Below are 26,940 nucleotides of genomic sequence, written 5' to 3'. Positions count from 1 at the left end.
TTAAAAACTTGCCCTACCACTTGGCATAATGCTGTTCAAGCAAGCCGTATTCGTTTAACAAAATAATTTCGGTATCGTCTTGTTGAATAGTACCACTAATTTTAGCTTGCCATTGGCTGAACTGACTGCCGACTAGACGCAAATTCAGGTTTTCATAACGGCGCCAACCTGTGCTGACAGTTAAATTCAAACGATGATCCAGTGAGCGAATGCTCCACGAGCCATCATTCTCAGGTTGGAACAACACATCTGTTAAGGGATACAGCACGCCATTAATCCACAAACAGTTTTCGTTGCCAAAACTTTCATTCACACCAGAAGCCAGATTCAAGCCTACACGACGGTCTTCGGTATCCCAAAAGTTGCACGACAACCAAAACCATGCTGTTTCAGGGCGTAAAAAACCGCAGGTATCATCTAAAGAAGCAAAGGTGCGTTCATGGAATTGAATGGTTTGTCCTGTTTTATTAACAAAATAGCCTTCACAGCCGAGTGTGGTCAGTTTTTGGGTGTAAGTCCAACCATTAATACCTGTTGGGCTACACATACTTAGCGGGTCTGTGCCTGCACAAAATATCCGCGCACTGAGTTTAATTTCACCATATTTGGTCACGCGGATATAACGCACACCATTGGCATGTTGAATTTCAATTTGAAATGGCGATTTTTCAAAAAAACTTTGATTAAATAACGGTTGCTCATCTAAAACCGTATTACGCGATAAAAAATTAATCGCATTCCATTCCTGCACTTCGCCCGTCATGTGATTATAAATATAGACAAAACCGTGCCCTGCCCAAGCAATATCGGCAATCGCAAGCCCAATGGTATAGTGTTCGTGCTGAATACTACAAAATTTAAACTTTTTATATTTTAAGCGTTTACGCCAACCCGACAATACTTCACCATACGGTGATTTATATTGATAAGCCTGATAATCAATTTTTTTGGGAAGTTCACTAAAACGTCCATAATGCGGTTGTCCATTCGCCTGAATTAAATCCATTGAAGACATTCCCTATTGTCTAAAAACAATTCATCTTTGGTCGTATTATGCCTACAAATGCATGTACAAAAAACCCGCAGCTTATGATTTTGTTCAAAAAATTATAAAAGCATAGATTGTTTTACTATTTTAAGGCTTGAGCGTTCACTAAATATACAAAATATAAATTAATAGATATCTTCCCCTCAATATTCTGAAGGTATTTAAGCATCAGCATTCAAAGTCAGATAGGTATTTTCCCAGCGGTTGCCAGAAAATGACCCTTCAACCAATTGCACATAGCGACCATGCACCTGATCTATTGCAATACAATCATCCACTTCTAATACCCGATCGGTATGTTGTTTTTGCCAATGCTGAGCGAAATAGGATTTACCACGCTGTTTTGCCACCATTAGGTTTTGCGCCACCACCAATACATAACGATGCAACTCACCAAATTCACGTGGGTCATATCCACCTAAATTAATTAAATACAGTCGGTTTTCTGCCTGATTCGGCTGCGCATCGGTAAATTTTAAATAGAAGGATTTGCCTTCAAACTCAACACCGTTAATTTGCGCCCATGCGTCAATATGCAAACCTTTCTGCTCTGCAAACCAAGCCTGCTTGAGTTGCGGATAGGTCTGTTCTAAAGAGTCTCCTACCGCGAGTACCACATCATGCACTTCAGTATTGGCTCGCGCATGACGCCCACCTAACATGACAATAAATAAACTGGGCATATCCGACTCCTACGCAAATATCCTAAGCTTGATCGCTTTAAGGGTTGATGATTTTTAAGCTTGATCATTTAAAGTAGCGAGAATTTTTTAATTCTCCAAATAAAAAATCGTGCCGAATTGCTTCAGCACGATTGAATTGAAATGTAGCATACTTTATTTCAAGCAGTTTACGATTTACATATCCACCATTTCCACGCCATCAATGCGGGCAACAGTCATTAAGTCTTTATCGCCACGACCTGAAACAGTCGCAATAATGATTTGGTCTTTATCCATCGTTGGTGCAAGCTTGCTCACATAAGCCATAGCATGCGAGCTTTCTAAAGCAGGAATAATCCCTTCGATACGGGTTAAATCACGGAAACCTTGCAAGGCTTCTTGGTCATTGATTGGCACGTAATCGACACGGTGCATATCTTTCAGGAAGCTGTGCTCTGGCCCTACACCTGGATAATCCAGACCTGCAGAAATAGAGTGGGTTTCAATGATCTGACCTTGTGCATCCGACATTAAATAAGTACGGTTACCGTGTAATACGCCCACGTGTCCTGCATTCAATGGTGCAGAGTGTTTGCCTGTTTCAATGCCTAAACCTGCAGCTTCGACACCGTACATTTTCACTTCGGCATCGTTCAAGAATGGATAGAACAAGCCCATGGCATTAGAACCACCGCCTACACAAGCTACTAATGCATCAGGTAAACGACCTGCCTGCTCTTGAATTTGGCGACGCGCTTCACGACCAATAATCGACTGGAAATCACGTACCAATTGTGGATATGGGTGTGGGCCAGCGACCGTACCAATCACGTAATATGTAGAGTCAACATTGGTGACCCAGTCACGCATGGCTTCGTTCATGGCATCTTTTAAGGTTTTTGAGCCACTTTCTACAGGTACAACAGTTGCACCAAGCAAACGCATACGGTACACGTTCATGGCCTGACGCTTCACGTCTTCTGCACCCATGAACACCACACATTCCAAGCCTAAACGAGCGGCAATGGTCGCGGTTGCTACACCGTGCTGACCTGCACCTGTTTCGGCAATAATGCGTTTTTTACCAGACAGTTTTGCCAACAGTGCCTGACCAATGGTGTTGTTCACTTTATGTGAGCCAGTATGGTTCAAATCTTCACGTTTTAAGTAAATTTGTGCACCACCCAACTCTTTTGACCATCGCTCAGCATAATACAAAGGACTAGGACGACCTACATAGTAGGCGAGATCGCGGTCGAATTCTGCCAAAAACTGCGGATCATCTTTCATGCGGAAATACAATTTCTCTAAATCTTGTAAAGCCGCCATCAGCGTTTCTGACACAAAACGTCCGCCATGGATACCAAAATGCCCTTTTGCATCTGGGAATTGGGTATAGTCAATCACTGAGTTATTGTGATTTGTACTTTGCTGATCCACGTTGGACTCCTTGCATGAAGTTTTCTATGAGTTGTTGGTCTTTAATACCTTTTGCAGACTCAACTCCGCCACTGACATCAACGGCATAGGCTTGAGTCGTCTGAATTGCATCTTCAATATTTTCAGGGTTTAAACCACCCGCCAAAATTAAAGGAATATCGAGTTTGGGGAATTTTGACCAGTCAAAACTGTGTCCTGTTCCACCTTTGAGTTCAGGATGCCACGCGTCTAATAATACTGCGCTTGCACCTGCTTGTTGATAGCTTTTTATCGCATCTAACACATTTAAATCAGGTTTGACCTGAATGGCTTTGTACCATCGACGTCCAACTTGCTGTGCTATTTGCTGACATTGCAAGGGTGTTTCATCACCATGAAATTGCAGAATATCTAAAGGTACTTGTTTCAGTACAGCGGCTATTTCTTCTGCCGTTGCATTGACAAATAAACCAACCACTTGCACATAAGCGGGAATGTGTTGCAGCAAGCCTTGTGCTTGCTCAATGCTCACATTGCGTGGACTTGGAGGATAAAACACCAAGCCAATTGCATCTGCACCCGCATGCACAACACTTTTTATATCTTGAATTCGCGTGATTCCGCAAATTTTGGCACGGGTACGCATCGTTTTGGACTCTAATCCTGATTTTCAATCTTCATTTTGCTGATCTTGCTGTGCGTGACTTTAAAATTGTCTGTTCACACTCACAGAATCAGATATTGGGGCGAATCATTGTAATGCAATTTTAAGGGGTTGAGTGAAGTTCAGGCGGATTATTCTGCATTTCCGTTGTTTAAATGGCATACAGACTTTATACTTCGCGCAAATGCAACGAGTCCTAGCTTTGAGCTTTAGGGAAGTTGGTGAAAGTCCAACACTGCCCCCGCAACGGTAACCATGAAACGTATATCAATTTAAATCTTATGATTTACACCACTGTATGAACAATATGGGAAGGTGGATATATAGCGAAGCAATCATAAATTAGAAGATGCTTGGCACATTGAAGTCCGGAGACCTGCTTGTTGTGCCCTTAACTCAATCATTCACGTGGGGTGAATGTATGGAGCAAAGTCATGTCTACTCTTTTTCAGCCTACTGCTTTAGTGGGCGCAATTGCGCTTGCAATGGGTTTTTCAACTTCAGTTTTTGCTGCAGAATCGCAAGATCAGCGTGTGGTGAATGCTGCTTTAGATACGCTTGTTGTTACTGCTTCACGTAGTGAACAAAATATTAAAGATGTGCCTGCACGGATTAATGTAATTGATCAAAATAGTATTGAGCGTAATCCTATTCTAAATTTGTCAGATGAAGTACAAAAAGACCCTAGTGTTTTTATGAAACAATATGGTGGCATGGGACAAACTACAGAAATTTCAATTCGTGGTACAAAATCCAACCATACCCTTGTTCTTAAAGATGGTGCCCGTTTAAATAGCCAAAACCACTTTAGTGCTCTTTTCCCGACATTTATCGATACCTCTGACCTAAAACAAATTGAAATTCTAAAGGGTCCAGCATCAGTACAATATGGTACTGATGCCATTGGTGGTGTTGTACAAATGATAACAACAACTCCAACCCAAAATTCTGGATTTATTACTGGTATTTATGCAGAAAATAAAACATATAAAACTATTATTGGTAGTGATCTTGTACAGGATAATTTTTATGCACAGATTAGAGGCCAACGTCTAGAAACGGATGGAACAAAAATTCTCGACTATCAAAATAAAAGCCAAAAAGCGAGTTATGATCAAAAAGGATACAGTGCAAAGGTCGGATACGATAATAAAGATAATATAAAAGCGAATATTGCTATTAGCCAAAATGAAGGAACGAACCAGTTCTATGATTGGGCAACTAGTCAAAATAAAGCTAAACGTTTTTTTGAAAATCGTTTAATCAACGTAAATACTGAATTTGATCTTCAAGATAACCTAACACTTTCTGCAAGACTTTCTAACTTTATAGATAATCAATATGTCTTAGACAGCGAACCTGGTCATTTTGACACAGAAAACAAAGAAGGGGATTTAAATCTTCGATGGTCATTAACACCGCAGCAAAGTATTTTATTAGGTAGCACTTATCTAAAGTCCAACTTTGAAAGCAAATCTATAAAAAATGAAAAACAGGATATAGATTCAGTTGGTTATTATTTACAACATCAACATAAATCTGAAAAATTAAATACACAAGTAGGCATTCGCACCGAAGATAATGAATTGTTTGGAACACATACTGTTGGACAAGGCGCTATTCGCTATCAAATTTTACCAACCACAAGCATTTATGCAAATATTGGCTCTGCATTTAAAACGCCATCTTTGACAGAGTTATATTATTTTGTAGAGGGTTCTTATCCAACTTATGGTAATCCCAATTTAAAACCAGAAAAAAGTATGGCCTATGAAATTGGTGTAGATCAAAAAATAAATAACCAATTAACAGCATATTTTTCTACCTATCACACTCGCATTAAAAATCTTATTGTTACCAACTATCTTGGGCAAAACAAATCAAGCTTTGCTAATATAGAAAAATCTGAAGTCAATGGTGGTGAAATTGGCTTTAAATGGAAAGAGCAAGATATCTTCTTAACCACTGAATATGCCTATGCAGATTCAAAAAATAAGAAAACCAACAATAATATTGCATACCGACCAAAACAGACCTTTACTCTATCCACCGGTCTAGAAAATGCCTCTTATGGAGTGAGTGCTTCTGTAATTGCACGTTCAGACATTTATGCCGATCATGCAAACAAAGTTAAAGTACCTGGTTATGCTACAGTTGATTTAAATATGTACTGGAATATTAACCCGAATATTAAGGTTTTTAGCAATATTCAAAATATCGGAGATGTTGAATACAAAATTGCAGATAACTTTAGTGATGGTTGGTACATCAACGGCGGTCGCCTCGCTTCAGCAGGTGTAACTTTCCGCTACTAAAACCCGCATAACAACAAAAACTTTAAAACAGCGCAGTTTATGGATAATGTAATGACCGACATTATCCTTTTTTATTGCGCCAGCTTTTATTTCTTACAACCAAGTAAACGCAACTTTCACTTTCAAACAAGGAACGATCATGGGCCACCGTTTAAGCAAAATCTACACCCGCACAGGCGATTCAGGCACAACAGGACTGGGCGATGGCTCACGTGTCGCCAAAGACGACTTACGCATTCATGCACTGGGCGATGTCGATGAACTCAATGCCTGCATAGGCGTATTGCGCTCACAAATTACACATAGCAACATTCAAGACAAAAACACTTGGGACAAATCGCTTAGCCTGATTCAGCACTGGCTATTCGATTTAGGCGGTGAAGTCTGTATCCCCAATTACCATCTCGTACAACCACTTGCGATTGAGTTCCTAGAACAAGACATTGACCGCATGAATGAAAGCCTGCCAATGCTCAAAGAATTTATTCTGCCTGCAGGTACATTGGCATGCAGTTATGCACATCAAGCCCGTGCCGTATGTCGTCGTGCAGAACGTAGTTTAATGACCGTACACAACCGTGATCAAAATATTCAGGCACCATCTTTGCAATTACTGAACCGACTGTCTGACTGGCTATTTGTGGCATCTCGCAGCTTGCAACGTGCCGAAAGAGGCAGCGAAGTGTTATGGCAAAAGAACATCAACGACAGTATTGGTAACTGACATCACACTCTAGAATCGGAAACTAAAATAAAGCCCTGATTTTGCATCTAAAAAATCACGTCGGATGCTGCTTGAAATTTCACACCATCCGACCAAAATAAGAAATGTCATCTCTTTGTCACGTCGTACTTGCAAAATGAAAGCAAACTTTCAATTCATGGGCACATTATGCGCATAATTGGTCATCGTGGTGCGCGTGGCGAAGCGCCTGAAAACACACTCGGTGGTTTTGAATATATTCAAAATATTGGCATTCGAGCGGTTGAGTTTGATGTGCGTCAACTCAAAGACAATGCCTTAGTGGTTATGCATGATGATCAATTCATTCGCACCACAGGACAAGACAAAGCACTGTATGAATGTAGTCTGGAAGATTTAAACCATTACAATCATGCGGTGATGTGGTCGGACTGGAATAAAGTCGAAACCACGCCCCTACTCAATCAAACCATGACCATTATTCAAAATTTTGATCATATTGAAGTAGAAGTCAAAGCGGTCAACTCGCATGCCGCTGCCGAAAAAATTACCCAAAGTTTAGAGCAACATTTGAAGGGTTTTGAACACAACGCCATCATCACCAGTTTTGATCCGAAAATTCACTGGGCTTTGCAACAACAAAAATCACGCTTTAAACGCGGTTTATTGGTTGAAGATGATCTGCAATATCAAGCCATTGATCAGGCTTTAGAATTAGGTTGTTGCCAAATTGGTTGGATGAACGAACTCGCAACCGGTGCGCTCATTCAAGCCACACAACAGGCCAAACTGAATATCAGCGTTTGGACAGTCAACCAGATTGAACGCGCCAAACAGCTTAAAGATTTAGGGATTCAGGGTTTAATTACCGATTATCCTAAACTGATGATGCAACACTTGTAAGCGGTAACCTTAAGCATATTGATGAATAAATAAATGATTTATCGTGCTTGTTTGGCTACCGTATATCATATTTCCGTAAAATCTCGCAGATACCATTATATTCTGTTACCACCCAGTACAATACAACTGTACAATAATGCTGTGATCGTGAATACGCTCATGCTAATATGCGAAAAAATTAATCCCTAAAAAATTAATACTATGATTTCAATCTATAGATCGGTCATAGCGTTATAACGGATTAAGCGTCCATTTATACCTCCCAAGGTTCTAGGAGTGCTGTTGGAGATGAATGCTCCCTTACCCAAAGCCCCAATCAACTGGATTGCCATCTTTGCACTGGTTTTCTTACCTATTGTTGCAGTGATCGCGATTCCTTGGTATGCCTATCACCATGATTTTAGCTTAGCCGCTTGGATCAGCATGTTTGTATTACTTGGCGTAAGTAGCTTGGGTATTACAGCAGGTTATCACCGTTTATGGGCACACCGTGCTTATGAAGCTACCCTTCCCTTGAAAATCATTTTAATGATTATGGGAACATTTGCCGTTCAGAACAGTATTTTGTTCTGGGGTTCAGGTCACCGCACCCATCACCGCCATGTTGATGATGTCGAAAAAGACCCATATTCAATTAATAATGGTTTTTGGTTTGCGCACATGGGCTGGATGCTACGTGACTACCCTGCCGCAGAGCCAAACTTTAAAAATGCGCCAGATTTGTTAAATGACAAGTTGGTGATGTTCCAACACAAATACTATATTCCGCTCGTAATTGCAGTTCACGTTGGCATTTTGGTGCCAATTGGTTGGGCTGTGGGCGATATGTGGGGCGTGTTGTTATTGGGCGGTTTAATGCGTCTGATTTTAAGCCACCATGTTACCTTCTTTATTAACTCGCTGTGCCACATGTGGGGTTCGCGTCCTTATACTGACGAAAATACCGCGCGTGATAACTTCTGGTTAGCAATTGCCACTTGGGGCGAGGGCTATCATAACTATCACCACATTTTCCAATATGATTATCGTAATGGCGTAAAATGGTGGCAATATGACCCAACCAAATGGTTAATTTGGACATGCTCAAAGTTGGGCTTAGCGAAAAACTTGCGTCGTATTCCAAGCTTTAATATTAAAAAAGCAGAATTGGCGATGCGTTTTAAATATGCAGAGCAAGACTTGGCAGTTTATGGTCACAATGTAAATGATGACATTGGTCAAGTTAAAAGCCGTCTTGCGCAAGAATATGATGCCTTTACCCAAACCCTGAACGATTGGGCAAAGTTAAAAGAGCAAGAAATTCAGGCGAAAAAAGCGTCTGTAGCTGAAAAAATTCACCAAATGGATGACAAATTAAAAGTTGAATTCCAGTTGGTTGAACAGCGTCTTTCACACCATCGTGAAACATTGAACTTGCTGATGCGTAACCTAAAAAAGAACCCTGTATCTGAATAAACCTCTGTTCTGATGCACTGCGAAAGCCCTGACCTGTTCAGGGCTTTCTGCATTGTTAGGCTACAGTTTTTAAAGTCCAAGTTTGCTATAGTGAAACTCACTTTGTGCCAAGCGCTTCATCATCATGCAATTTAATCCACGTTATCCGACCCTGCCCGCCCGTCTTTATCACATGCAGCAGCCTTTACCTTTAAAAGGTGCAAAAGCAGGACACTTTAATGCTGCATTGGCAAAAGAACTGCAATGGACAGCAGAGGAACAACAACAATGGGTTGAAATTTGCAGCGGACAAACCACGTTTAAAGAATTTCCTGCTTTGGCAATGGTCTATGCGGGACATCAATTTGGTCAGTGGGCAGGTCAATTGGGCGATGGACGCGGTTTACTTATTGCGCAAGTTTTGGACACACAACAACGTACAATTGATCTTCATTTAAAAGGTGCAGGTGCAACGCTTTATTCACGTATGGGGGATGGACGTGCCGTGTTACGTTCAGTGATTCGTGAATATTTGGCAGGTCATGCTTTAAATGCGCTGGGTGTGCCATCAAGCAATGCAGTTGGATTTACCTCATCTACTCAAGGCGTACAACGTGAAAAATTAGAACTTGGCGCAATGCTATTACGCACATCAGACTGTCATATTCGTTTGGGACATTTTGAATGGATCAATCAGTATCAACCTGAATTACTGCCTGAATTTGTGCAAAAGTGTATCGAATGGCACTATCATGAATGCTTGACAGCCGAACAGCCTGTACTCGCCTTTGCTACACAAGTCATTCAACGTACCGCTGTCATGATTGCCAAATGGCAATTGGTCGGTTTTGCGCATGGCGTGATGAACACCGATAATTTAAATATTACAGGTTCAACACTCGATTTTGGCCCTTATGGCTTTATGGAGCGTTTTCGTCCCAACTGGATCAACAACCATTCGGACTATCAAGGACGTTATACCTACCAACAACAACCGAGTGTGGCACACTGGAATTTGTGGGTTTGGTTGAACAATTTAATTCCGCTTGAACAAAACCCAGATCAGAAAGAACACTGGAAACAAGCACTGGCAGCATGTTTAGAGCATTTTGAACCGACTTTTTTAGAGCATTACAAACTTGGTTTATGTGAAAAAATGGGACTGCCAAGCTTCCATAAAGACAGTTTTGATTGCGCTACCAACTTCTTACGCATTTTGCAAAGTGAACAACTGGATTACACCCAGAGCTTCATCCGCCTACAAAATAAACAATATACTAAAATACTGGATGATTGTTTGGATCGTAGACAGTGGGAAAGCTTTTTGGCACAGTATTTACAGATTCGTGAACATCAAGATACCGATGCTTTAGATGCTGCAATGCAACAGGTAAACCCTCACTATATTTTGCGCAATCACATGGCACAAAAGGCGATTGAGCAAGCAGAACGTGATGATTTTTCAGAAGTTGAGCGTTTATTTAACTTGCTCAGCCAGCCGTATATTCAGCAAACAGCATTGGAAAAACCTGAAGATTTAGCACCTTTACCAAGTGATGTGCCAGAAGTGATGGTGAGTTGTTCATCTTAATACTGATGCACTCGCCAAAGGACGTTTAGAATTCCAACAAAGTTATACACATTTTCTGTGGAAAAAGCTGTGGTTATCCACAGGATAAACTTTTCGGGGAAAATAAGTGGCACAAACACCGTCATCTATGCATCAAATCGCAGCAAGGGTTGCAACACAATTGCCTGCGGTTAGCCTGAGCGAACCTTTTGGTGATGGCTGCTTGGTGCATAAAATTTTCGATAAAGTATTTATGCTGAGTCTGTATTTAAATGGTCATGCCATCATCAATCTAAAAGTTAAACCTGAGCATGGTGCGATGTTACGTGATTTTTATCCTTATATTCGTGCGGGCTGGCACATGAATAAACAACATTGGATTTCAATTTTTGCAGATGACAATTTAGATGAGCAATTGGTGCAAGATTTGGTCTTAAACTCGTATGAATTGGTGGTCGCAAAATTAAGGAAAGTAGAAAAACAACGGGTTGGGCTAATTAAAGCATTTCATACAAAATCACCCTAATATTCTTCTTTTGGAATCATTATATCTCACACCTATTTAAAGAAAAAAATATAATAAATAAGTTTTACCATTGATATTGTGCAAATAAATAGGCTTCCATTCTATGCGCTTGATTTGTGTTTAAATTATCCGTCAAATACTTCATTCCAATATTTTCATGCCTAAAAGAAACACCTAAGCTTTTGGTTTGTGGCTCAAAATGTAGACCTAATTGCAATGAGTCAGGTTGCCATAAAAAGTGCATTTGCCATAAACTTGTGAACGGGTTAGAAAAACTACTAACTCCTAATTGGATTTCTGAATGAATATTGTAAAGTAATTCGGTCGAAATTTTATATGGAATTTTTTGCTTATAACTCTTATCTGTAGCTACTGTGCCGGTTAAATTAATTCGAGGTCGAGAGTTTTGATCAAATGTTGCTTGGTATTGGCTATAGGGAGCTTCATCCCAATACATATAGCTAAAAATATCCTCCAATTGGAATTTCAAGTACCATTTTTCTAACCACTCCCCTTGTAAAGTAAGATCTAAAGCATAACCATAACCTTCTTTTGCTCTAAAATCTCCAAGACCTAACTCATCCTCTTTTAATGCTGGCTGGTCATAATAATAATTAAGTTGTCCATTCAACCATTGCACACGGTCTGCTAAACGAGGCATTAAATTAGTTTCACCAAAAGCATTAAATTGACCGTCTACAAAATGTCGACCATATAATGCACTTACACCGGCTGTAAGTATCCAATTTGATTGGGGCACCCAGTCATATGCTATACGTGCGCCAATACGCTCTAAATGTTGTGCATGTAGTGTTAATTCATACATACTCTCTGCATCTAAAGGCAAATCATTTTCAATTTGGTAATAAAGCTTTGCCATATCTGGACTAAATTTTAAAATGTAATCATAACGCCACAACCAACCTAAATTCCATTGATCTTGTTGCACAGAAAGCTGCATCAAACCATGAGCAAAGGCGTACTTGCCACTTTTAAAATCAGGATCTTGCCAATCATCTAAAAAAGCATCAATAGCAATAGGCTCACTATATAATGACGCATCCGCTCGATATTCCACGCTCGCAGCATAGGTGAAAACTGAAAAAAAACATAGAATTAAAAATAGATATTTCATAAAAAATAAAATGGTTTCTTAATTTCAGAAAAATCTATTTGTATAGACATCACTGTATCAAGAAACCATTTCCTTATAATATTAAGGAGCTATAACAAGAATCTGATTATCAACAAATGAAGCGATATAGTTTCCTGTTGAGTTTTTTGTCACCTTACCTTGAGATTTTCCATTTACCATAATATCTGCCTGAGTAAATGTATCAATATTTTCAATAGTGACCGAAGCACCTGTTTTATTTTTAATAACAGCAGATAAAAATGGTTCAGCATTCAACTGTTGTGCTACTAGATTAATATCTAGTACAGACTTATCTACGGCAACTTCAATATTCGCTGTTCCCTTAGTGAGTTCTGAACGCTTTGCATTTACACTTAACACAAATGGTTTTGTCGTAGCTTGAGCACCTTTTAAATTACCAGCTAATTTAAGATATACGCTTGCATCCATAAAATTATCTGGTGTTTCTACAAGAATATTATAAACTTTATTAAAATCATTATTTAAGTTTAACTTTGCATCTAGTTGAAGCAATTCATCATTGAGATCAAGACTACCTTTTAAAATAATTTCTGCAGGTATTAACTGATCATAACTAGCTACGCCATCAGTCAACTTTGCAACTTTAGCTTGAGCTGAAAACTCAGTCAAAATAGCAGTTAATCCTTCACTTTCAAACTGTACATTTAAAAACTTTAATTGAGCATTTTGTGGTAATTCTTCTGCAGCTCGCTCATCCATTTTCATTGCATCCGCATACGTTACTGCAATTGCACTGGTGTTACTAAAACTTAATTTTGCTTTTTTATTATTAGCTAAGTTTTGTACTTCTAAAATACTGTTAGCACCAATTGTCGCATTTAAAGTAGTATTTACCTGATCTAAAACAGGTTCCTCAACTGTAAAATTACCTACAGTAATAGCCATTTCATCACCATAAATAGCATATTCTGGATTTGAAAACCAACCATCAGGCCAATTATCTTGTTGAGCTTTATCAAAATCAAAATTCTGAAAAGTTTCAGCTTTTAATGTACCCGATACTTTTACACTATTTGCACTCGTTACCACCTGCAACGTATTATTTTTTATGTTGTACTCTTGAGTAAAACCACCTAATGCTAATAATTTTTCTAAATCTTTGGCTGTATATGTTTTATTACTCCCACCCGCATCTGCCTGTGCCAAACGTACTAATGTAATAACAATATCCGCAGCGTCAATCAAATCACTTGTTGTACCATTAATCGCCTGTATTGGTTGTTGATAACGTTCACTAATATCAGCAAAGCCATCATAATACGCAACAATATTATTTACCGTCTGAATCAACTCTTTTGCATTAGACAAATCATTGGCTGGTTGTTGAATGACACTACCATCTGCAGGATTTTTGGGTGAAGTGTCACTTCCACCACCACCACCACAAGCTGTCAAAATTAAGGCACAAGACACAGTTAAAATCGTTTTTTTCATCATGAGTTTCCCTCTAAAATAATTGTTATAAAAAAACGGTTGAAAAATATCACTTTTTCAACCGCTTAACAATATATTATAAATATATCTTTTATTCTAAATCACTCTTCAGGATACTCAAAACGATAGCCCACACCATACACCGCCTGAATCCATTCATGACGATTTCCCGTTTCGGCAGCGTCAGAAATTTTACGGCGCAAGTTTTTAATGTGGCTATCAATTACACGATCTGCCACTTCAAAACTGTCAGGGTTAATATGGTCTAGCAACTGCGCACGTGAATACACCTGCCCGACATGCTCTAAAAACAATTCCAATAAACGGAATTCGGTTGGGGTCAAATTCAAGGTTTTTTGCTGATACCAAATACGCTGCTGTGCTTTATCCATGCGGAATAAATCATTACTTTCTGGCTCATTTTTACGTTCCAGACGGCGCAATACTGCCTGCACACGAGCCACCAACTCTTTCGGGCTAAAAGGCTTACATACATAATCATCTGCGCCCATGTTCAAACCTAGCACCCGATCAATTTCCTCAGTACGTGCCGTGACCATAATAATAGGCACATCAGACTGTTCACGCACTTTGCGGCAAATGGTCAAACCATCCATACGAGGAATCATCAAGTCTAAAATCATCAGGCTTGGTTTACGCTGCAAAAAGCTGTCATAGGCCTCTTGTCCATCATGAAACATACTGACTTCAAATCCAGCAGCTTCTAAATAATCTCGCACCAATTGGGCAAGTTCAATTTCATCTTCAACCAGCAAGATATGTTTCATGCACGATTCCTTAAAGTCCTTCAAGATTTGATTTTTGGAAAACTTAATTTGCAGCGTAAACCACCCAACGGTGAATGTGCAAAACTTAACTCTCCGCCCAATGCTTTGGCAATTTTGACCGATAAAGCCAGACCTAAACCTGTCCCACCTGTGGCGCGTGTACGTGAATCATCGGCACGATAGAAACGCTCACCCAAACGTGCCAATTGTTCATCACTTAAACCAAACGGACTGTCATCTACATACACTGTCCATTCTGTTGCACTTTGACTGGTGTGAATATGCACCTGCCCACCCGCTTCGGTATAACGAATACTATTACTGAGCAAGTTGAGCATAATTTGTTTAAAACGGTCTATATCCAATTGTAATTGCGTGCCTTCACCCGACACGATCAAGTCCAACTGCGCCTGTTCAAATTTCGGCTTAAAGCTTTCGATTTCCTGCTCAATCACTTGCCATGGATCAATGCTCGAGAAATAGCATTTCAGCTGCATGGCTTCGGCTTGCGCCAAGTCCGATAAATCCTGTGTGAGTTTTTTCAGATTATTGACCTGATGCATCATCGCAGCCAAATGCTCTGGTGTGGCTTTGCGGATACCATCTTGCATGGCTTCAATTTGCGCCTGCAACACCGCCAATGGCGTTTTTAATTCATGCGAAGTATCTGCCACCCACTGACGACGTGAAGTTTCATGTTGATCTAAAATCACCGCCAAATGATTCAACTCGGTAGATAAATCACCCAACTCATCATTACGATTGACCTTGACCTGATGCTGATAATGGCCTTTGGTTAATTCACGTGTGCCATTTAATAAGCGCTGAATTGGCTTTTTAAAATAGGTCGCCAACAATAAGGCAGCAATCAAGCTCGCCAAAATACTTAAAGCATAAGCCAATAATAAATAACGAGTTTGTTTACTAAAAAAATTAATACTTAAAGCATCTTCCTGATCTAACACAGGTTTTAAGCCCAGATAACCCACGATTTTTTCACCGACCATAATTGGACGAAAGGAAATTTGAGTTTCAGCAGGCTCTCCCACTACAAATTGCCGCTGGGCATCATATAAAGATAAGCGTGAACTCAAGCCTAAACGGTCAGGCATCGAAATAAATTGTTTTTTTCCAGATGATTCTGTCGTGTTTTGGTGTCCTTCATTTTTACGATCAGGACGGAAAGCATTCTGATTGGCACTCAAAGGAAACACTAAACCTTCAAATGGCTGAAATTGTGAAGGTAAATTCAGCTCTAACCAGCGAAGTTCTTCCGCATTGGCTTGTCGTTTGCCTGGCTCAGGCTCGACTACACTTGAGTTTACATTGGCGAGGGTGTGTTCCTGAAAATAACGCTGCTGCAAAGCAATGTCATACTGACGACGTAACCACCACCGCGATAAACGGTCATAATCATCGGGCGCAGCTTCACCTTCAATTTGGAGAATTTGCGCCTGAATGGCGTTGCCCCAATCGTGATATACCGCATAGACTTCTGCCAAGTTTTGAATGACTAAGTCCAGCTTTTGCATTTCGACATCAGCCACGTATTTACTGAAATTACGCTGCATATTGACATGCAATACCCCCAAACTGACCGTGGTGATCAGTAAGGTCGTCAGCAGCACTGTGAGAAACAGGCGTAATGCGATGGGAATACGGCGAATTTTCAAAAGCGCAATCTCAGCTTTTCTTATTGATTTTGAGCATTGTAACCAACAGTGCTAGAAAAAACTCTCCATTGTTTCTTCATCTTTATTATTTAATCTTAACTGAGTGAAGTTAAAAGCAGGTTGGGGAGTTTGAAGATGAAACAGATGACGAAAATCGCATTACTTGGGGCAAGTGTTTTGGGCATGGGGATTTTAACTGCATGCCAAACCAGTAATGATCTGACCGAACGACAACAAACACGTATGTTTAAACAACATTATGCTCAAGATGGACAACGCTTCAGTCCTGAACAACGCGAGCAATATCGTGCCATGCGTGCAGAACACCGCGCATTTCGTGGGCAGATGCAACAGGCTTGTGACAACAAAGCAGTAGGTACAAATCTACAATTAAAAGTAGGTGATCAAACACTCGCAGGTACCTGTACGATGCGTTTCCAGCCTGATCGCCAGTCATTTAAACAACATCGCCAATATGCGATGCAACAACACCAAGCCATGCGTGCAAAAATGCCGCGTATGCAACAACGTGGTGAAGTGCTGACCGATGCGCAACGTGCTGAAATGACCAAACGGTACGATCAACGATTAGCACAACATCAAGCGCATCAAAAGGCCATGCGTGCTGCCTGTGAAGGAAAAATGCATGGACAACACGTTCAAGTGAAACTGGGCGAACTACAACTCAAGGGACAATGCTTGGTTCGTTTTCAGCCGAATCAACCTATGCAACAAATGAGAATATCACCTACTTCGCGCTAATGCATTCAGGTGAGCACACACTTACACGACTCTAAGGCACTCGATTGAGTGCCTTTTTATTTACCTTTTTATCCACTTCACTTAGACATATCTCTTTACGCTTTTTGACTATTTGTATCATTTCAAATTCAGCAAAACTGTTTACACTCAAGTAACTTAGCCATTTCAAGATAAAAATCTTTGACTTTGCAGTCACCAAGAAATGCTATGCAGATGCTTGTACCGAATTAGAAGATGTTGCACGATTACAACCATTCCAACATGGCATGTCTGAGAAGGCATGCGCTGAAATCCATTTAAAATATAACGCTGGTCAAACCAGTATTGAGGAAACCGATATGCCACAATACAAAGCGCCTTTACGTGATATGCAATTCGTTTTGCATGAATTATTAAATGCCGAAGATCACTATGCAAAATTACCTGCATTCCAAGAAAACGTAAGCCGTGAATTGGTTGACCAATATTTGGAAGCTGCAGCAGATTTCTGTGAAAACGAATTATCTCCGTTAAACCAAGTGGGTGACCGTGAAGGTTGTACTTGGAATGATGGCGTGGTGACTACACCAACGGGCTTTAAAGAAGCGTATCAAAAATATATCGAACTTGGCTTCCCGTCTCTTTCTGCTGAAGAACAATACGGCGGTCAAGGTCTACCTGTTTCTCTAGGAAACGTGATTTCAGAAATGGTAGGTACAGCAAACTGGGCATGGGGCATGTACCCAGGTCTTTCTCATGGTGCTGTACGTACTTTAGAACACCACGGTTCAGATGAACAAAAAGCAACCTATCTGCCAAAGCTTGTTTCAGGTGAGTGGACAGGTACCATGTGTTTAACCGAATCTCATGCAGGTTCTGACTTGGGTATTATCCGTACTAAAGCTGAACCTCAGGCCGACGGAAGCTATGCAATCTCGGGCGAGAAAATCTTTATCTCTGCTGGTGAACATGACATGGCAGAGAATATCGTGCACATCGTATTGGCACGTTTACCTGGTGCACCTAAAGGAACTAAAGGTATTTCTCTGTTCATCGTTCCTAAGTTCAACCTGAATGCAGATGGTTCTTTAGGGGAGCGTAATGGTGTACGTTGTGGTTCAATCGAACACAAAATGGGTATTCATGGCAATGCAACTTGCGTCATCAACTTTGATAATGCGAAAGGTTTCTTGATTGGCCCTGAAAACCGTGGTCTAAACTGCATGTTCACGTTCATGAACACTGCACGTATCGGTACAGCGGTACAAGGTCTTGCAGCATCTGAAGGTTCTTTCCAAGGTGCGTTGACTTATGCCAAAGACCGTTTAGCAATGCGCTCACTTTCTGGTCCGAAAGCTCCTGAAAAAGAAGCAGATCCAATTATTGTGCATCCTGCTGTACGCAATATGCTATTGACTCAAAAAGCGTTTGCTGAAGGTGGTCGCGCACTAGTGTATCTGTTGTCTCTACACGCAGATATCGTTGAACAAGGTGCAACTGAAGAAGAACGTAAGTTCTCTGACAACATCTTGTCTTTATTGACGCCTATTGCAAAAGCATTCTTAACTGAAACAGGTTCTGAATCTGCAAAACATGGTGTGCAAGTCTTCGGCGGTCATGGCTTCATTTCTGAGCATGGCATGGAACAAATTGTGCGTGATACACGTATTTCATGCTTGTACGAAGGTACAACTGAAATTCAAGCAATCGATTTGTTAGGTCGTAAAGTTTTGGGTACACAAGGTGCAATGTTGAAAGACTTCACCAAAATCATCCATAAATTTGCAGAAGCTAACAAAGACAACGCAGCAATGCAAGAATTTGTTGAACCGCTTGCAGCGCTCAATAAAGAATGGGGCGATTTGACTATGCAAATTGGTATGCGTGCAATGCAAAACCCTGAGGAAGTAGGTGCTGCAGCAGTAGACTACATGTACTTCTCTGGTTATGTAACACTGGCTTACCTATGGGCACGTATGGCATTGGTCGCTCAAGAAGCACTTGCAGCGGGCACAACCGATGTAGACTTCTACAATGCGAAAGTGACGACTGCACGTTTCTACTTCAAGAAAATCTTGCCACGTGTTCGCTCACACGTAGACGTGATTGCAACAGGTGTAGAGCCACTATTTGCATTAGATGCTGAACACTTTGCTTTCTAAGCGAAAATTGAAACTCGCTAAATATTGAACATATTTAGCGGGATATTCAAAATGTTGTACTCTTGAGTACAGAAATTGAGAAAGGACGGTCATAGCATTGACAGTCCTTTTTCTTTATAAATAAAGCATTCTTTCGCTTTAGTCGCCTACAACATTCACAATTGTAGATTACACTGAACTCAACGAATCAAGATTCAAACAATAAACAGGTGAACTCACATGCCAATTTATAATGCCCCACTTGCCGATATGAAATTCATCTTAAATGATGTATTCAATGCAGAACAATTCTGGCAAAACAATGAAAACCTCGCTCACCTTGATGCTGCAACGGCTGAAGCAATTTTGGAAGAAATGGCAAAATTTGCCCAAAATGTGACGTTGCCTATTAACCGTAGCGGTGATGAAGAAGGCGCGACCTATAACAATGGCGAAGTCACCACACCTGCTGGATTTAAAGAAGCATTTAAACAATATGCCGAAGGCGGCTGGATTGGTTTAGGCGCAGATGAAGAATGGGGTGGTCAAGGCATGCCAAAAATGCTGACAGTATTGTCAGATGAAATGCTGTTTGCCACCAACCCATCCTTCATGTTGTATCCACTGCTATCTGTCGGTGCAGGCATGGCATTAAGCAGTTATGCATCACAAGAACAGAAAGAAACCTATTTACCTAAAATTTACTCAGGTGAGTGGTCAGGTACCATGTGTTTGACTGAACCACATGCAGGAACAGACCTCGGGATTATTAAAACCAAAGCAGAACCAAATGCAGATGGTACGTACAACATCACAGGGACTAAAATCTTTATTACAGGTGGTGATCACGACCTCGCAGAAAACATCATTCACTTAGTTTTAGCGAAAACACCAGACGCTCCTGCAGGTTCACGCGGTATTTCTTTATTCATCGTGCCAAAATTCTTGGTGAATGAAGATGGTTCGTTGGGTGAGCGCAACCCAGTAGGTCCAGGCTCAATCGAACACAAAATGGGCATTAAAGCCTCTGCAACTTGTGTGATGAACTTTGATGGCGCCAAAGGTTACTTGGTCGGCAAAGAAAATGAAGGCTTGGCTGCCATGTTCGTAATGATGAACTACGAACGCCTGTCTATGGGAATTCAAGGTTTAGGTGCATCTGAATTTGCCTATCAAAATGCTGCACAATATGCGACTGACCGTATCCAAGGTCGTAGTGCATCGGGTGTAAAATCACCAAACAAAGCTGCAGACAGCATTTTGGTACATGGCGATGTACGTCGTATGTTACTTAATGCGCGTGCCAATAATGAAGCTTCGCGTGCATTTGCGGTATATGTGGGTCAACAATTGGATATCACTAAATTCTCTACCGATGCAGAAGTTGTGAAAAAAGCCAATGACCGTGTTGCATTGTTAACTCCAATTGCCAAAGCCTACTTAACCGATACTGCTTTCAATGCGACACTTGATGCGCAAATGGTCTTCGGTGGTCATGGTTATATCCGTGAATGGGGTATGGAGCAATGTGTTCGTGATTTACGTATCGCCCAAATTTATGAAGGCACCAACGGCGTACAATCGCAAGACTTGATTGGTCGTAAAACCATTAAATGTAATGGCGAATTTATTGCAGAATACATTGCAGAAATCCGTGATTTCACCAATGGTTTAGATGCAGACCTCAACTTCATTAAAGATGCAACTTTAGATGCAGCGACTGAAGTTGAATCCGTTACACAATACGTTTTAAATGCAGCTAAAGAAAATGTAGATTTCCCGAACGCAGCAGCGGTTGATTATTTACATGCGGTAGGTTTGCTCAGCTTCTCATATATGTTTGCGCGCATTGCCAATGCAGCCAAACAAAAAGAGGGTGAGTTCTATCAAAACAAATTGTCATTGGCACTGTACTTTGTACAACGTATTTTGCCAGAACTGACTTTACGCATTACCAAAGTGAAAGCGGGTGCAGAAGTGGTGATGAACTTCAGCGAAGATTACTTCACTAACCAGTCTTAATTAATACATTATCGCAAAAACGCCTGAATCATCAGGCGTTTTTTTGTACTAAATTTTATATCCCTATTCTAATTTGTGCATGAAATTTGCATCACCTTTGTTGAAGTCTGAATATCCATACTCAAACAGGAGGTGAAAATGGCAGTACGTCGTTCAAAAATAGATAAAAATATTCAAGCAGTTGAAAGCCTATTAGACAAATATGGCAATTGGGCTGTAGAAAGTTTTCATTATCTTGCGCTCTTTATCATTGGCTGTATGGTCATTTGGTCTGCTGGACATACGGTAATTGATATTTTCACCATCAAACAATATGCCACTATTGATGACATCTTATTGCTTTTTATCTATTTAGAACTAGGTGCAATGGTGGGTATTTATTTTAAAACCAATCACATGCCTGTGCGTTTTTTAATTTATATTGCCATTACCGCACTAACCCGTTTGCTAATTTCAGATATTCAACACGACCATAAAGCTGATCTCGACTTAGTGATTATTACTGGTTCAATTTTAATTTTAGCCGCTGCAATTTTAGTGGTGCGTTTTGCATCTTGGCATTACCCTTCCGTTATTCGAGACAAGCACAGTGAAAAGCCTTTAGCACAAGGCAAAACCCCTCGCCCAGAAGATGATGAATTGGCGTAAAAATCTAAAATAGGTCAAAAAAATGCTTCTAGATACTCAATATCTAGAAGCATTGATGTCTATGATTTCACTTTTTCTCAACGATTTGCCACCAACACATAACGCCCATGTTCAAAAATCCAGTACATACCTCGTGGCGGAGCGGGTAAACCCAAGTGCTGCCAGTCGGTCACCACACGATAGGTCGAACTTTCAATATGTGCGCTACTTGGCTCACCATTTACCCAACTGTAACTTTGGTGGTTATATTGCACAGTACTTGGCGCATTGTATTGAATATTGATGCCACTACGAATCGTGGGCTGCCCCCACTGCGGCACAGGTCGTTGATGGTATGGATAATGTGGTGGATAGGAATAGGGTTGCTGTGAATGATAAGGTCGATGCTGCGGATAAGCAGGACGATGTTGTGGCGAATAAGGACGATGCTGATCACGCTGTGTATTGACGCCTGTATATCCTGCCCAACGATTGGTTTCGGCCAAGCTCTGCATCGACACACCTAAAAATAGCATGCCACTCAATGCAGTTAAAATCGCCACTTTCATATCTAGCACTCCTATTTTTTTTCATATTTTTATTCTAAGCTCAAATTAAGGATAAACAATGAATAAAAAATCAGCAATTTTAAACTTTCGTCTCCGCAGATTTCACCGACACGGCTCGCCATTTATGAAATATCTCCAACCCCTATGCTAAGATACATTTTTTTTGAAATTGGATGAAACCTCGTGCCTGAATTAAATTTTGACCGCCTTCATCAGTTTTTCTGCAAAGTTCCGAGTGTACAGCAAGCCCGTGTAGACGCTTATGGTTCAGACGGTCAGCATGCATGGTGGTTCAAATTTCAAATTGATGTAGAACATCCGTTAGCATGGCAAACTGTGCAGGAATTGGGACATGTGCTGAATTATATTTCCAGAGATGAGCGCTTGCCGACTCAATTCTTACCTGTTTCACCGCCACCGTATATGAATGGTGAAGCCAAAGATTTTTTATCGTGGGTAATTCAATGCAACCATCCAGAATTTAGCCCAGATGTGGTTTGTGATTGGTTAGAAGCGCGTTTACCGAATCCTGTGGATGATGAAGCACAATGGAAAATCAAAACCGATATTGCCGAGTTAGATCAAATGAGTGATAAAGATTTGGATGAAATGGTGCCGCCAAATCCTGTAAAGTAATATTCGGCTCAAAAAAATCCCTCTTTCAATAAGAGGGATTTTTGAGTTCAAGGCATACAATTAAAAAATCAAAAGGTCGATAAACCACTCCATTCCATAAAGCGATACAGCGCATATTTCCACTTCGACTCATCGGCATAAACCGCATAATCCACACTCATATTTTTACCCTCAAGGTTTGACCATGCGGTATTAAAATAGTGTTGAGCATCCTGAAATACAGGGTCTTGCACCTGTCCGACCACACGCAAGTTGCTTTCTAAATTATAGTTTTTTAAATTACGTGCGGTGAAATTAGCAGAACCTAAAATCAACTCAGCCTGTGTGGCATTCGATTTCATCAGCATTTTATTGTGGCATTGCTCACCTTGGGTATTACACCAACGTACCTTCACCCCTGCAGCATGTAATTCTGCCGCCACCTGTCGGTTTGGAATGCCATTTTTTTCACGTCCAAAAGCATCTTTATTCGGGTCGAGTAATACCCGCACCTGTACGCCACGTTGCTGTGCAGCAATCAGTGCCTTGATGATTTGTCGCTCCGATAAATAGAACATCGCCAAATCCAGATGTTCTTGCGCTTTGGTCTGCCGAATCAGTGTCAAACTGCCCTCTAAAATGGCTTGTTCAGTGATGACTTGCACTTGAGGATAAGACGAATCTGCCTCAAACTCCCCCACAATCACCCCAGACAGATTGCCCTGCGACATACGCGCGACGGCTTGTTCTGTTTGCAACACATCTACTGCGGTATTGCCCGTCACCAATAAAGCGCTGTTAGAATGACGTGAACTGCCATCATGTGGATTAAACGACGTGACCAATGCTTTCCAGCCTTCGGCGGTATCGACCACCATGGTTTTACGATGGTTGGCTTTAAAATTAAGCAAGCTGAAATAACTACGTAAGGTAATTTTATCTTTGCCGAAAGGACTGGGTAGCCAACCCTTTTCAGCATTATTTGGAATGCCCTGACAGCAGAGATACCAAAACCCCGACCACAGCGGATTCGATGCGCGCAGCGGGGTTAAATCTGTTTCAATCACATCAATACCTGCCTGACGCAATTGACGATAATGTTCAGGTGCAATGCCACCATATACCGAATTAATGGGATCAGTAATGACTTTGATTTCAATATTTGGCTGCAGCTGACGTTTATGAATTAAAGCATCGGTGAGTTGCTGTGTCAGTGGCTGATGCTGCTGTTTAGATGTTCCCACTTCAGGATTAAACAAGAACATATCCAATACAATGGTGCTTTGTGCTGCATCAACCAGCTCTAAAATTTCATTAAAAATTTGATGCTGTTGTTGCTGAACACCTTGCGCGTCGATATAGGTCTGATCGGCAATAAATTTAATAGGCGCATGACGTAACTTTCCAGTGTAATTCAGCCCTTCGGGCAATGGTTTTAAGCTGTGGTAGGTCGCAGACGCCAAATAACCTAAAGCCAGAAAACTTATAATAAGTCCCACATACGCCCGAGGCGACCAATTCAATTTTTGATGAATTCGCTGAAAGATACGCATAACAAAAAACCTAGTCCGATGCGCTCAGACTAGGTTTAATTGTTTGGATTTTCAAGAGGATTTCTGTGTTTTCACGCAGACATCCTGCTCAAGGCAAATTGAATTTTAGAAGCCAAATTCCACGCCGACTGTAAAGTTACGACCCACTTGTGGAATATTCGACAAGAACGATGTATGTGAATACACTTCATCATCTAGCAAGTTGTTGGCTTTAAAATACACACGGTAATCTTGTTTGTTGGCATAGTTGCCCGCATAAGCCACACCAACATTGACCATATTATAGCCTGCTGTTTCTTGCTCATAAGCAGCAATTTTGTCTTGTTTGAATACACGGTAGTATTCCGCCATACCCGACCAACCGTCGGCAAAGTTGGCATCCACCTTAGTCCCCAAACGCCCTGCAGGTACACGTGGTGCATTTTGATTGTCAATTTCACCACGCACATAATCACCAAACACACTGAGTTTATAATCTGAGCTAATCTGATACCCTAGCTTGGCTTCTGTACCATAAAACTTGGCTTTGTCTTGTTGATAATCAATTAAACGGAAAGTTTCCTTATGGTCAGTAGTCGCACCATAAATATAGTTATCAAACCAGTTATGATACACATGTAATGAATAATCGAGTTTGTCAGCTTCATAGTGCAAACCAAGTTCTAAATTATTCGACTTTTCCACATCTAAATTCGCATTCCCACGCTCATAGGTGTTGGTTGCAAAGTGGATTCCATTGGCATAAAGCTCTTGCGCCAATGGTAAACGCTGCTGATGTGAACCTGTAAGGGATAATTTATAGTTCGGTGCAAACTGCCAGTTGGCTGCGGCAGAAGCAGATACACCTGTATCTGAATAATCTTTTTTCTGAGCATCGACATCAATTTTTTGATGTTCAACCCGTGCACCGAGTTCAACATGCACATCGCCAAATTGTTTATGCTCTAAACCGAATAAACTATATTTTTGAGTTTTGGTATCAGGCATAGGTACGGTTTCGTGAGAATGATCGCCGTGTTGTTCTACTTGTCCAGTTAAATCAATTTTTTGCTGACTATACTGTGTACCAAACACACCTTCCCAACCTGCAAGGGGTTTATGCACCAATTCTAAACGCGCATCATAGCCTTTACTTCTAAAGTTACTGATAACTTTATTTTCTTCTAATTCATCATGTTCATAATCAGTAAAGCTGGCGTGCGCACGTAGTTTATCAAAACCTGCAAAAGGCTGATCAAGCTCGGTACGTAAATCATAACGGTGTGATTCCAAATCAATCCACGGGCCACCATGTGTATGTTCGTGTTCGTCATGTGGATCTGGTTGTGGTGCAGGGTCATGACTTCCGCAATGCAATTTATTTCCATGTGGATGGCAATCATGATACTCATGACTATGCCCTGGCAAACCATATTTGTCCTGACGGTTACTGTACGACAACCCCACAAAACCACGGTCATGAATCCATGATCCACCAATATTCACCGTTTGGCCTTCGGCAAAGGTATTGTCTACACGGCGTTCTTTTACCAACTCTTCATGTTCATGTGTATGGGTTGAGCCATCTGGTTCAACATGTACTTCTGTATGATGATGCTCTACCCAATAGTTTGGGGTAATGTAATCATTGGCTTTACGTTTTGAACCTTCAATACGCAGCGCAAATTGATCACTGAGTGCTGCAGTTACCCCCGCACTCACTAGCTTTTCATCGCTACCCGTGTTGTAACGTAAACCCACCTGTCCTTCTAAACCATTATTTGGCATTTGAGTTGGAATTTTTTGATCGGTCACATTAACTAAGCCACCAACCGTTCCTGCACCATAAAGTAATGTTGATGGGCCACGAATAATTTCAACTTGCTTGGCTAAAATTGGATCGACGGTAATGGCATGGTCAGGTGAAAGTGTAGAAACATCGGCAGTTTCTGAAGCATGTTGCAGCACTTTAACCCGTGGGCCATCTTGTCCACGAATTACTGGACGGCTAGAGCCTGAACCATATTGATTGGAATATACGCCTAGCTCATCTGCCATCGCATCACCAATGGTGGTACTACGTTCTGCCAAAGTTTTTTGATCAATCACATGATCTGCCACTGCAAAATCTGCCGCAGTTTGCACCAAAGGATGTGCTTGTAACTGAATGGTTTCCAGTTGTGTGCTACTGCTTTCAGTATTGGCGAATGCTGCAGGTGTCAGCACTGAAAAAATGGAAAGTGTTATTAAATTTTTATGGAACGACATGACCCATGCTCAAATTAGCAAAATAATTAATGTTATAATATAACATTTCATTAACATTGCAATAAAAAACATTGTTATTCTGTATTCTCAATTAAGCTATTCAGCACAA

Annotated in this window: 22 protein-coding genes and 1 riboswitch; of the genes, 11 read left to right on the top strand and 11 right to left on the bottom strand. The window is 40.8% G+C overall.

Going from position 1 to position 26,940, the window contains the following annotated elements; genetic code table 11:
- Positions 1–13: 13 nt before the first annotated feature.
- From FTT70_RS07475 to FTT70_RS07460, 4 genes are all read right to left on the bottom strand, one after another.
- Entirely contained in the window at positions 14–1,006 is a 993-nt protein-coding gene (locus FTT70_RS07475) for a DUF2804 domain-containing protein (RefSeq protein ID WP_180168462.1), read from the bottom strand.
- Between the two features lie 203 nt (positions 1,007–1,209).
- Positions 1,210–1,731: a DUF1543 domain-containing protein gene (locus tag FTT70_RS07470; protein ID WP_180168461.1), complete on the bottom strand. Its 522-nt coding sequence runs from the start codon at positions 1,729–1,731 to the stop codon at positions 1,210–1,212.
- Positions 1,732–1,905: 174 nt separating this feature from the next.
- Entirely contained in the window at positions 1,906–3,150 is a 1,245-nt protein-coding gene (gene trpB, locus FTT70_RS07465) for a tryptophan synthase subunit beta (protein ID WP_004975067.1), read from the bottom strand.
- On the bottom strand, positions 3,122–3,775 hold the full coding sequence (locus FTT70_RS07460) for a phosphoribosylanthranilate isomerase (RefSeq protein ID WP_180168460.1): 654 nt from the start codon (positions 3,773–3,775) through the stop codon (positions 3,122–3,124). Before FTT70_RS07460 ends, trpB begins: the two co-directional genes overlap by 29 nt.
- A 192-nt stretch (positions 3,776–3,967) precedes the next feature.
- Positions 3,968–4,192: riboswitch (cobalamin riboswitch) on the top strand.
- A gap of 35 nt (positions 4,193–4,227) precedes the next feature.
- On the opposite strand from FTT70_RS07460, the gene FTT70_RS07455 reads away from it, so the two are divergent.
- From FTT70_RS07455 to FTT70_RS07430, 6 genes are all read left to right on the top strand, one after another.
- Positions 4,228–6,108, top strand: coding sequence for a TonB-dependent siderophore receptor (locus FTT70_RS07455; protein ID WP_004975058.1), 1,881 nt, complete (start codon positions 4,228–4,230; stop codon positions 6,106–6,108).
- Between the two features lie 139 nt (positions 6,109–6,247).
- Complete coding sequence (locus tag FTT70_RS07450; protein ID WP_004975056.1) at positions 6,248–6,832, top strand: cob(I)yrinic acid a,c-diamide adenosyltransferase; 585 nt, start codon at positions 6,248–6,250, stop codon at positions 6,830–6,832.
- Positions 6,833–7,000: 168 nt separating this feature from the next.
- Positions 7,001–7,714, top strand: coding sequence for a glycerophosphodiester phosphodiesterase (locus FTT70_RS07445; protein WP_004975054.1), 714 nt, complete (start codon positions 7,001–7,003; stop codon positions 7,712–7,714).
- A gap of 288 nt (positions 7,715–8,002) precedes the next feature.
- Complete coding sequence (locus FTT70_RS07440; RefSeq protein ID WP_104852484.1) at positions 8,003–9,169, top strand: acyl-CoA desaturase; 1,167 nt, start codon at positions 8,003–8,005, stop codon at positions 9,167–9,169.
- Positions 9,170–9,293: 124 nt separating this feature from the next.
- Positions 9,294–10,739, top strand: a complete 1,446-nt coding sequence (locus tag FTT70_RS07435; RefSeq protein WP_180168459.1) for a YdiU family protein — start codon at positions 9,294–9,296, stop codon at positions 10,737–10,739.
- 127 nt (positions 10,740–10,866) lie between these two features.
- On the top strand, positions 10,867–11,244 hold the full coding sequence (locus tag FTT70_RS07430) for an MmcQ/YjbR family DNA-binding protein (protein ID WP_131260790.1): 378 nt from the start codon (positions 10,867–10,869) through the stop codon (positions 11,242–11,244).
- A gap of 64 nt (positions 11,245–11,308) precedes the next feature.
- Here the strand turns inward: FTT70_RS07430 and FTT70_RS13620 are convergent, their stop codons facing one another.
- The 4 genes from FTT70_RS13620 to baeS form a co-directional block, all read right to left on the bottom strand.
- Positions 11,309–12,322, bottom strand: a complete 1,014-nt coding sequence (locus FTT70_RS13620; protein WP_225543645.1) for a hypothetical protein — start codon at positions 12,320–12,322, stop codon at positions 11,309–11,311.
- A 138-nt stretch (positions 12,323–12,460) separates the two neighbouring features.
- A complete protein-coding gene (locus tag FTT70_RS07420; protein WP_131260770.1) occupies positions 12,461–13,855 on the bottom strand; it encodes a hypothetical protein in 1,395 nt (464 codons plus the stop codon).
- A 101-nt stretch (positions 13,856–13,956) separates the two neighbouring features.
- Positions 13,957–14,643: a response regulator gene (locus FTT70_RS07415; RefSeq protein ID WP_131260771.1), complete on the bottom strand. Its 687-nt coding sequence runs from the start codon at positions 14,641–14,643 to the stop codon at positions 13,957–13,959.
- Positions 14,644–14,663: 20 nt separating this feature from the next.
- On the bottom strand, positions 14,664–16,316 hold the full coding sequence (baeS, locus tag FTT70_RS07410; protein ID WP_004975048.1) for a sensor histidine kinase efflux regulator BaeS: 1,653 nt from the start codon (positions 16,314–16,316) through the stop codon (positions 14,664–14,666).
- Between the two features lie 135 nt (positions 16,317–16,451).
- Between baeS and FTT70_RS07405 the strand changes: the two genes are divergently transcribed.
- The 4 genes from FTT70_RS07405 to FTT70_RS07390 all read left to right on the top strand — a co-directional run bounded on the left by FTT70_RS07405 (position 16,452) and on the right by FTT70_RS07390 (position 21,868).
- Positions 16,452–17,078 (top strand): hypothetical protein, encoded by a 627-nt coding sequence (locus FTT70_RS07405; protein ID WP_004975043.1) that lies wholly within the window; start codon positions 16,452–16,454, stop codon positions 17,076–17,078.
- A 338-nt stretch (positions 17,079–17,416) separates the two neighbouring features.
- Positions 17,417–19,219 (top strand): acyl-CoA dehydrogenase C-terminal domain-containing protein, encoded by a 1,803-nt coding sequence (locus FTT70_RS07400; protein WP_026438352.1) that lies wholly within the window; start codon positions 17,417–17,419, stop codon positions 19,217–19,219.
- A 219-nt stretch (positions 19,220–19,438) separates the two neighbouring features.
- Positions 19,439–21,220 (top strand): acyl-CoA dehydrogenase C-terminal domain-containing protein, encoded by a 1,782-nt coding sequence (locus FTT70_RS07395; RefSeq protein WP_180168458.1) that lies wholly within the window; start codon positions 19,439–19,441, stop codon positions 21,218–21,220.
- 138 nt (positions 21,221–21,358) lie between these two features.
- The gene (locus FTT70_RS07390; RefSeq protein ID WP_004975036.1) at positions 21,359–21,868 is read left to right on the top strand and encodes a phosphate-starvation-inducible protein PsiE; all 510 of its coding nucleotides are present in this window, start codon (positions 21,359–21,361) and stop codon (positions 21,866–21,868) included.
- Positions 21,869–21,945: 77 nt separating this feature from the next.
- Here FTT70_RS07390 and FTT70_RS07385 read toward each other — a convergent pair whose 3' ends face one another.
- Complete coding sequence (locus FTT70_RS07385) at positions 21,946–22,416, bottom strand: RcnB family protein (RefSeq protein ID WP_004975035.1); 471 nt, start codon at positions 22,414–22,416, stop codon at positions 21,946–21,948.
- 183 nt (positions 22,417–22,599) lie between these two features.
- On the opposite strand from FTT70_RS07385, the gene FTT70_RS07380 reads away from it, so the two are divergent.
- Entirely contained in the window at positions 22,600–23,052 is a 453-nt protein-coding gene (locus FTT70_RS07380; RefSeq protein ID WP_004975032.1) for a hypothetical protein, read from the top strand.
- A 68-nt stretch (positions 23,053–23,120) separates the two neighbouring features.
- Here FTT70_RS07380 and FTT70_RS07375 read toward each other — a convergent pair whose 3' ends face one another.
- Together FTT70_RS07375 and znuD are read right to left on the bottom strand one after the other, a co-directional pair.
- Positions 23,121–24,584: a phospholipase D family protein gene (locus tag FTT70_RS07375; protein ID WP_131260775.1), complete on the bottom strand. Its 1,464-nt coding sequence runs from the start codon at positions 24,582–24,584 to the stop codon at positions 23,121–23,123.
- 105 nt (positions 24,585–24,689) lie between these two features.
- On the bottom strand, positions 24,690–26,831 hold the full coding sequence (gene znuD / locus FTT70_RS07370) for a zinc piracy TonB-dependent receptor ZnuD (RefSeq protein WP_180168457.1): 2,142 nt from the start codon (positions 26,829–26,831) through the stop codon (positions 24,690–24,692).
- Between the last annotated feature and the right edge of the window lie 109 nt (positions 26,832–26,940).

It is taken from the genome of Acinetobacter sp. YH01003 (genome assembly GCF_013420525.1).
In the GTDB taxonomy this organism is placed as follows: Bacteria; Pseudomonadota; Gammaproteobacteria; order Pseudomonadales; family Moraxellaceae; genus Acinetobacter; species Acinetobacter towneri.
The sequence above is the reverse complement of the archived record's forward strand: the minus strand, read 5'-3'. Positions and strand labels throughout refer to the sequence as shown.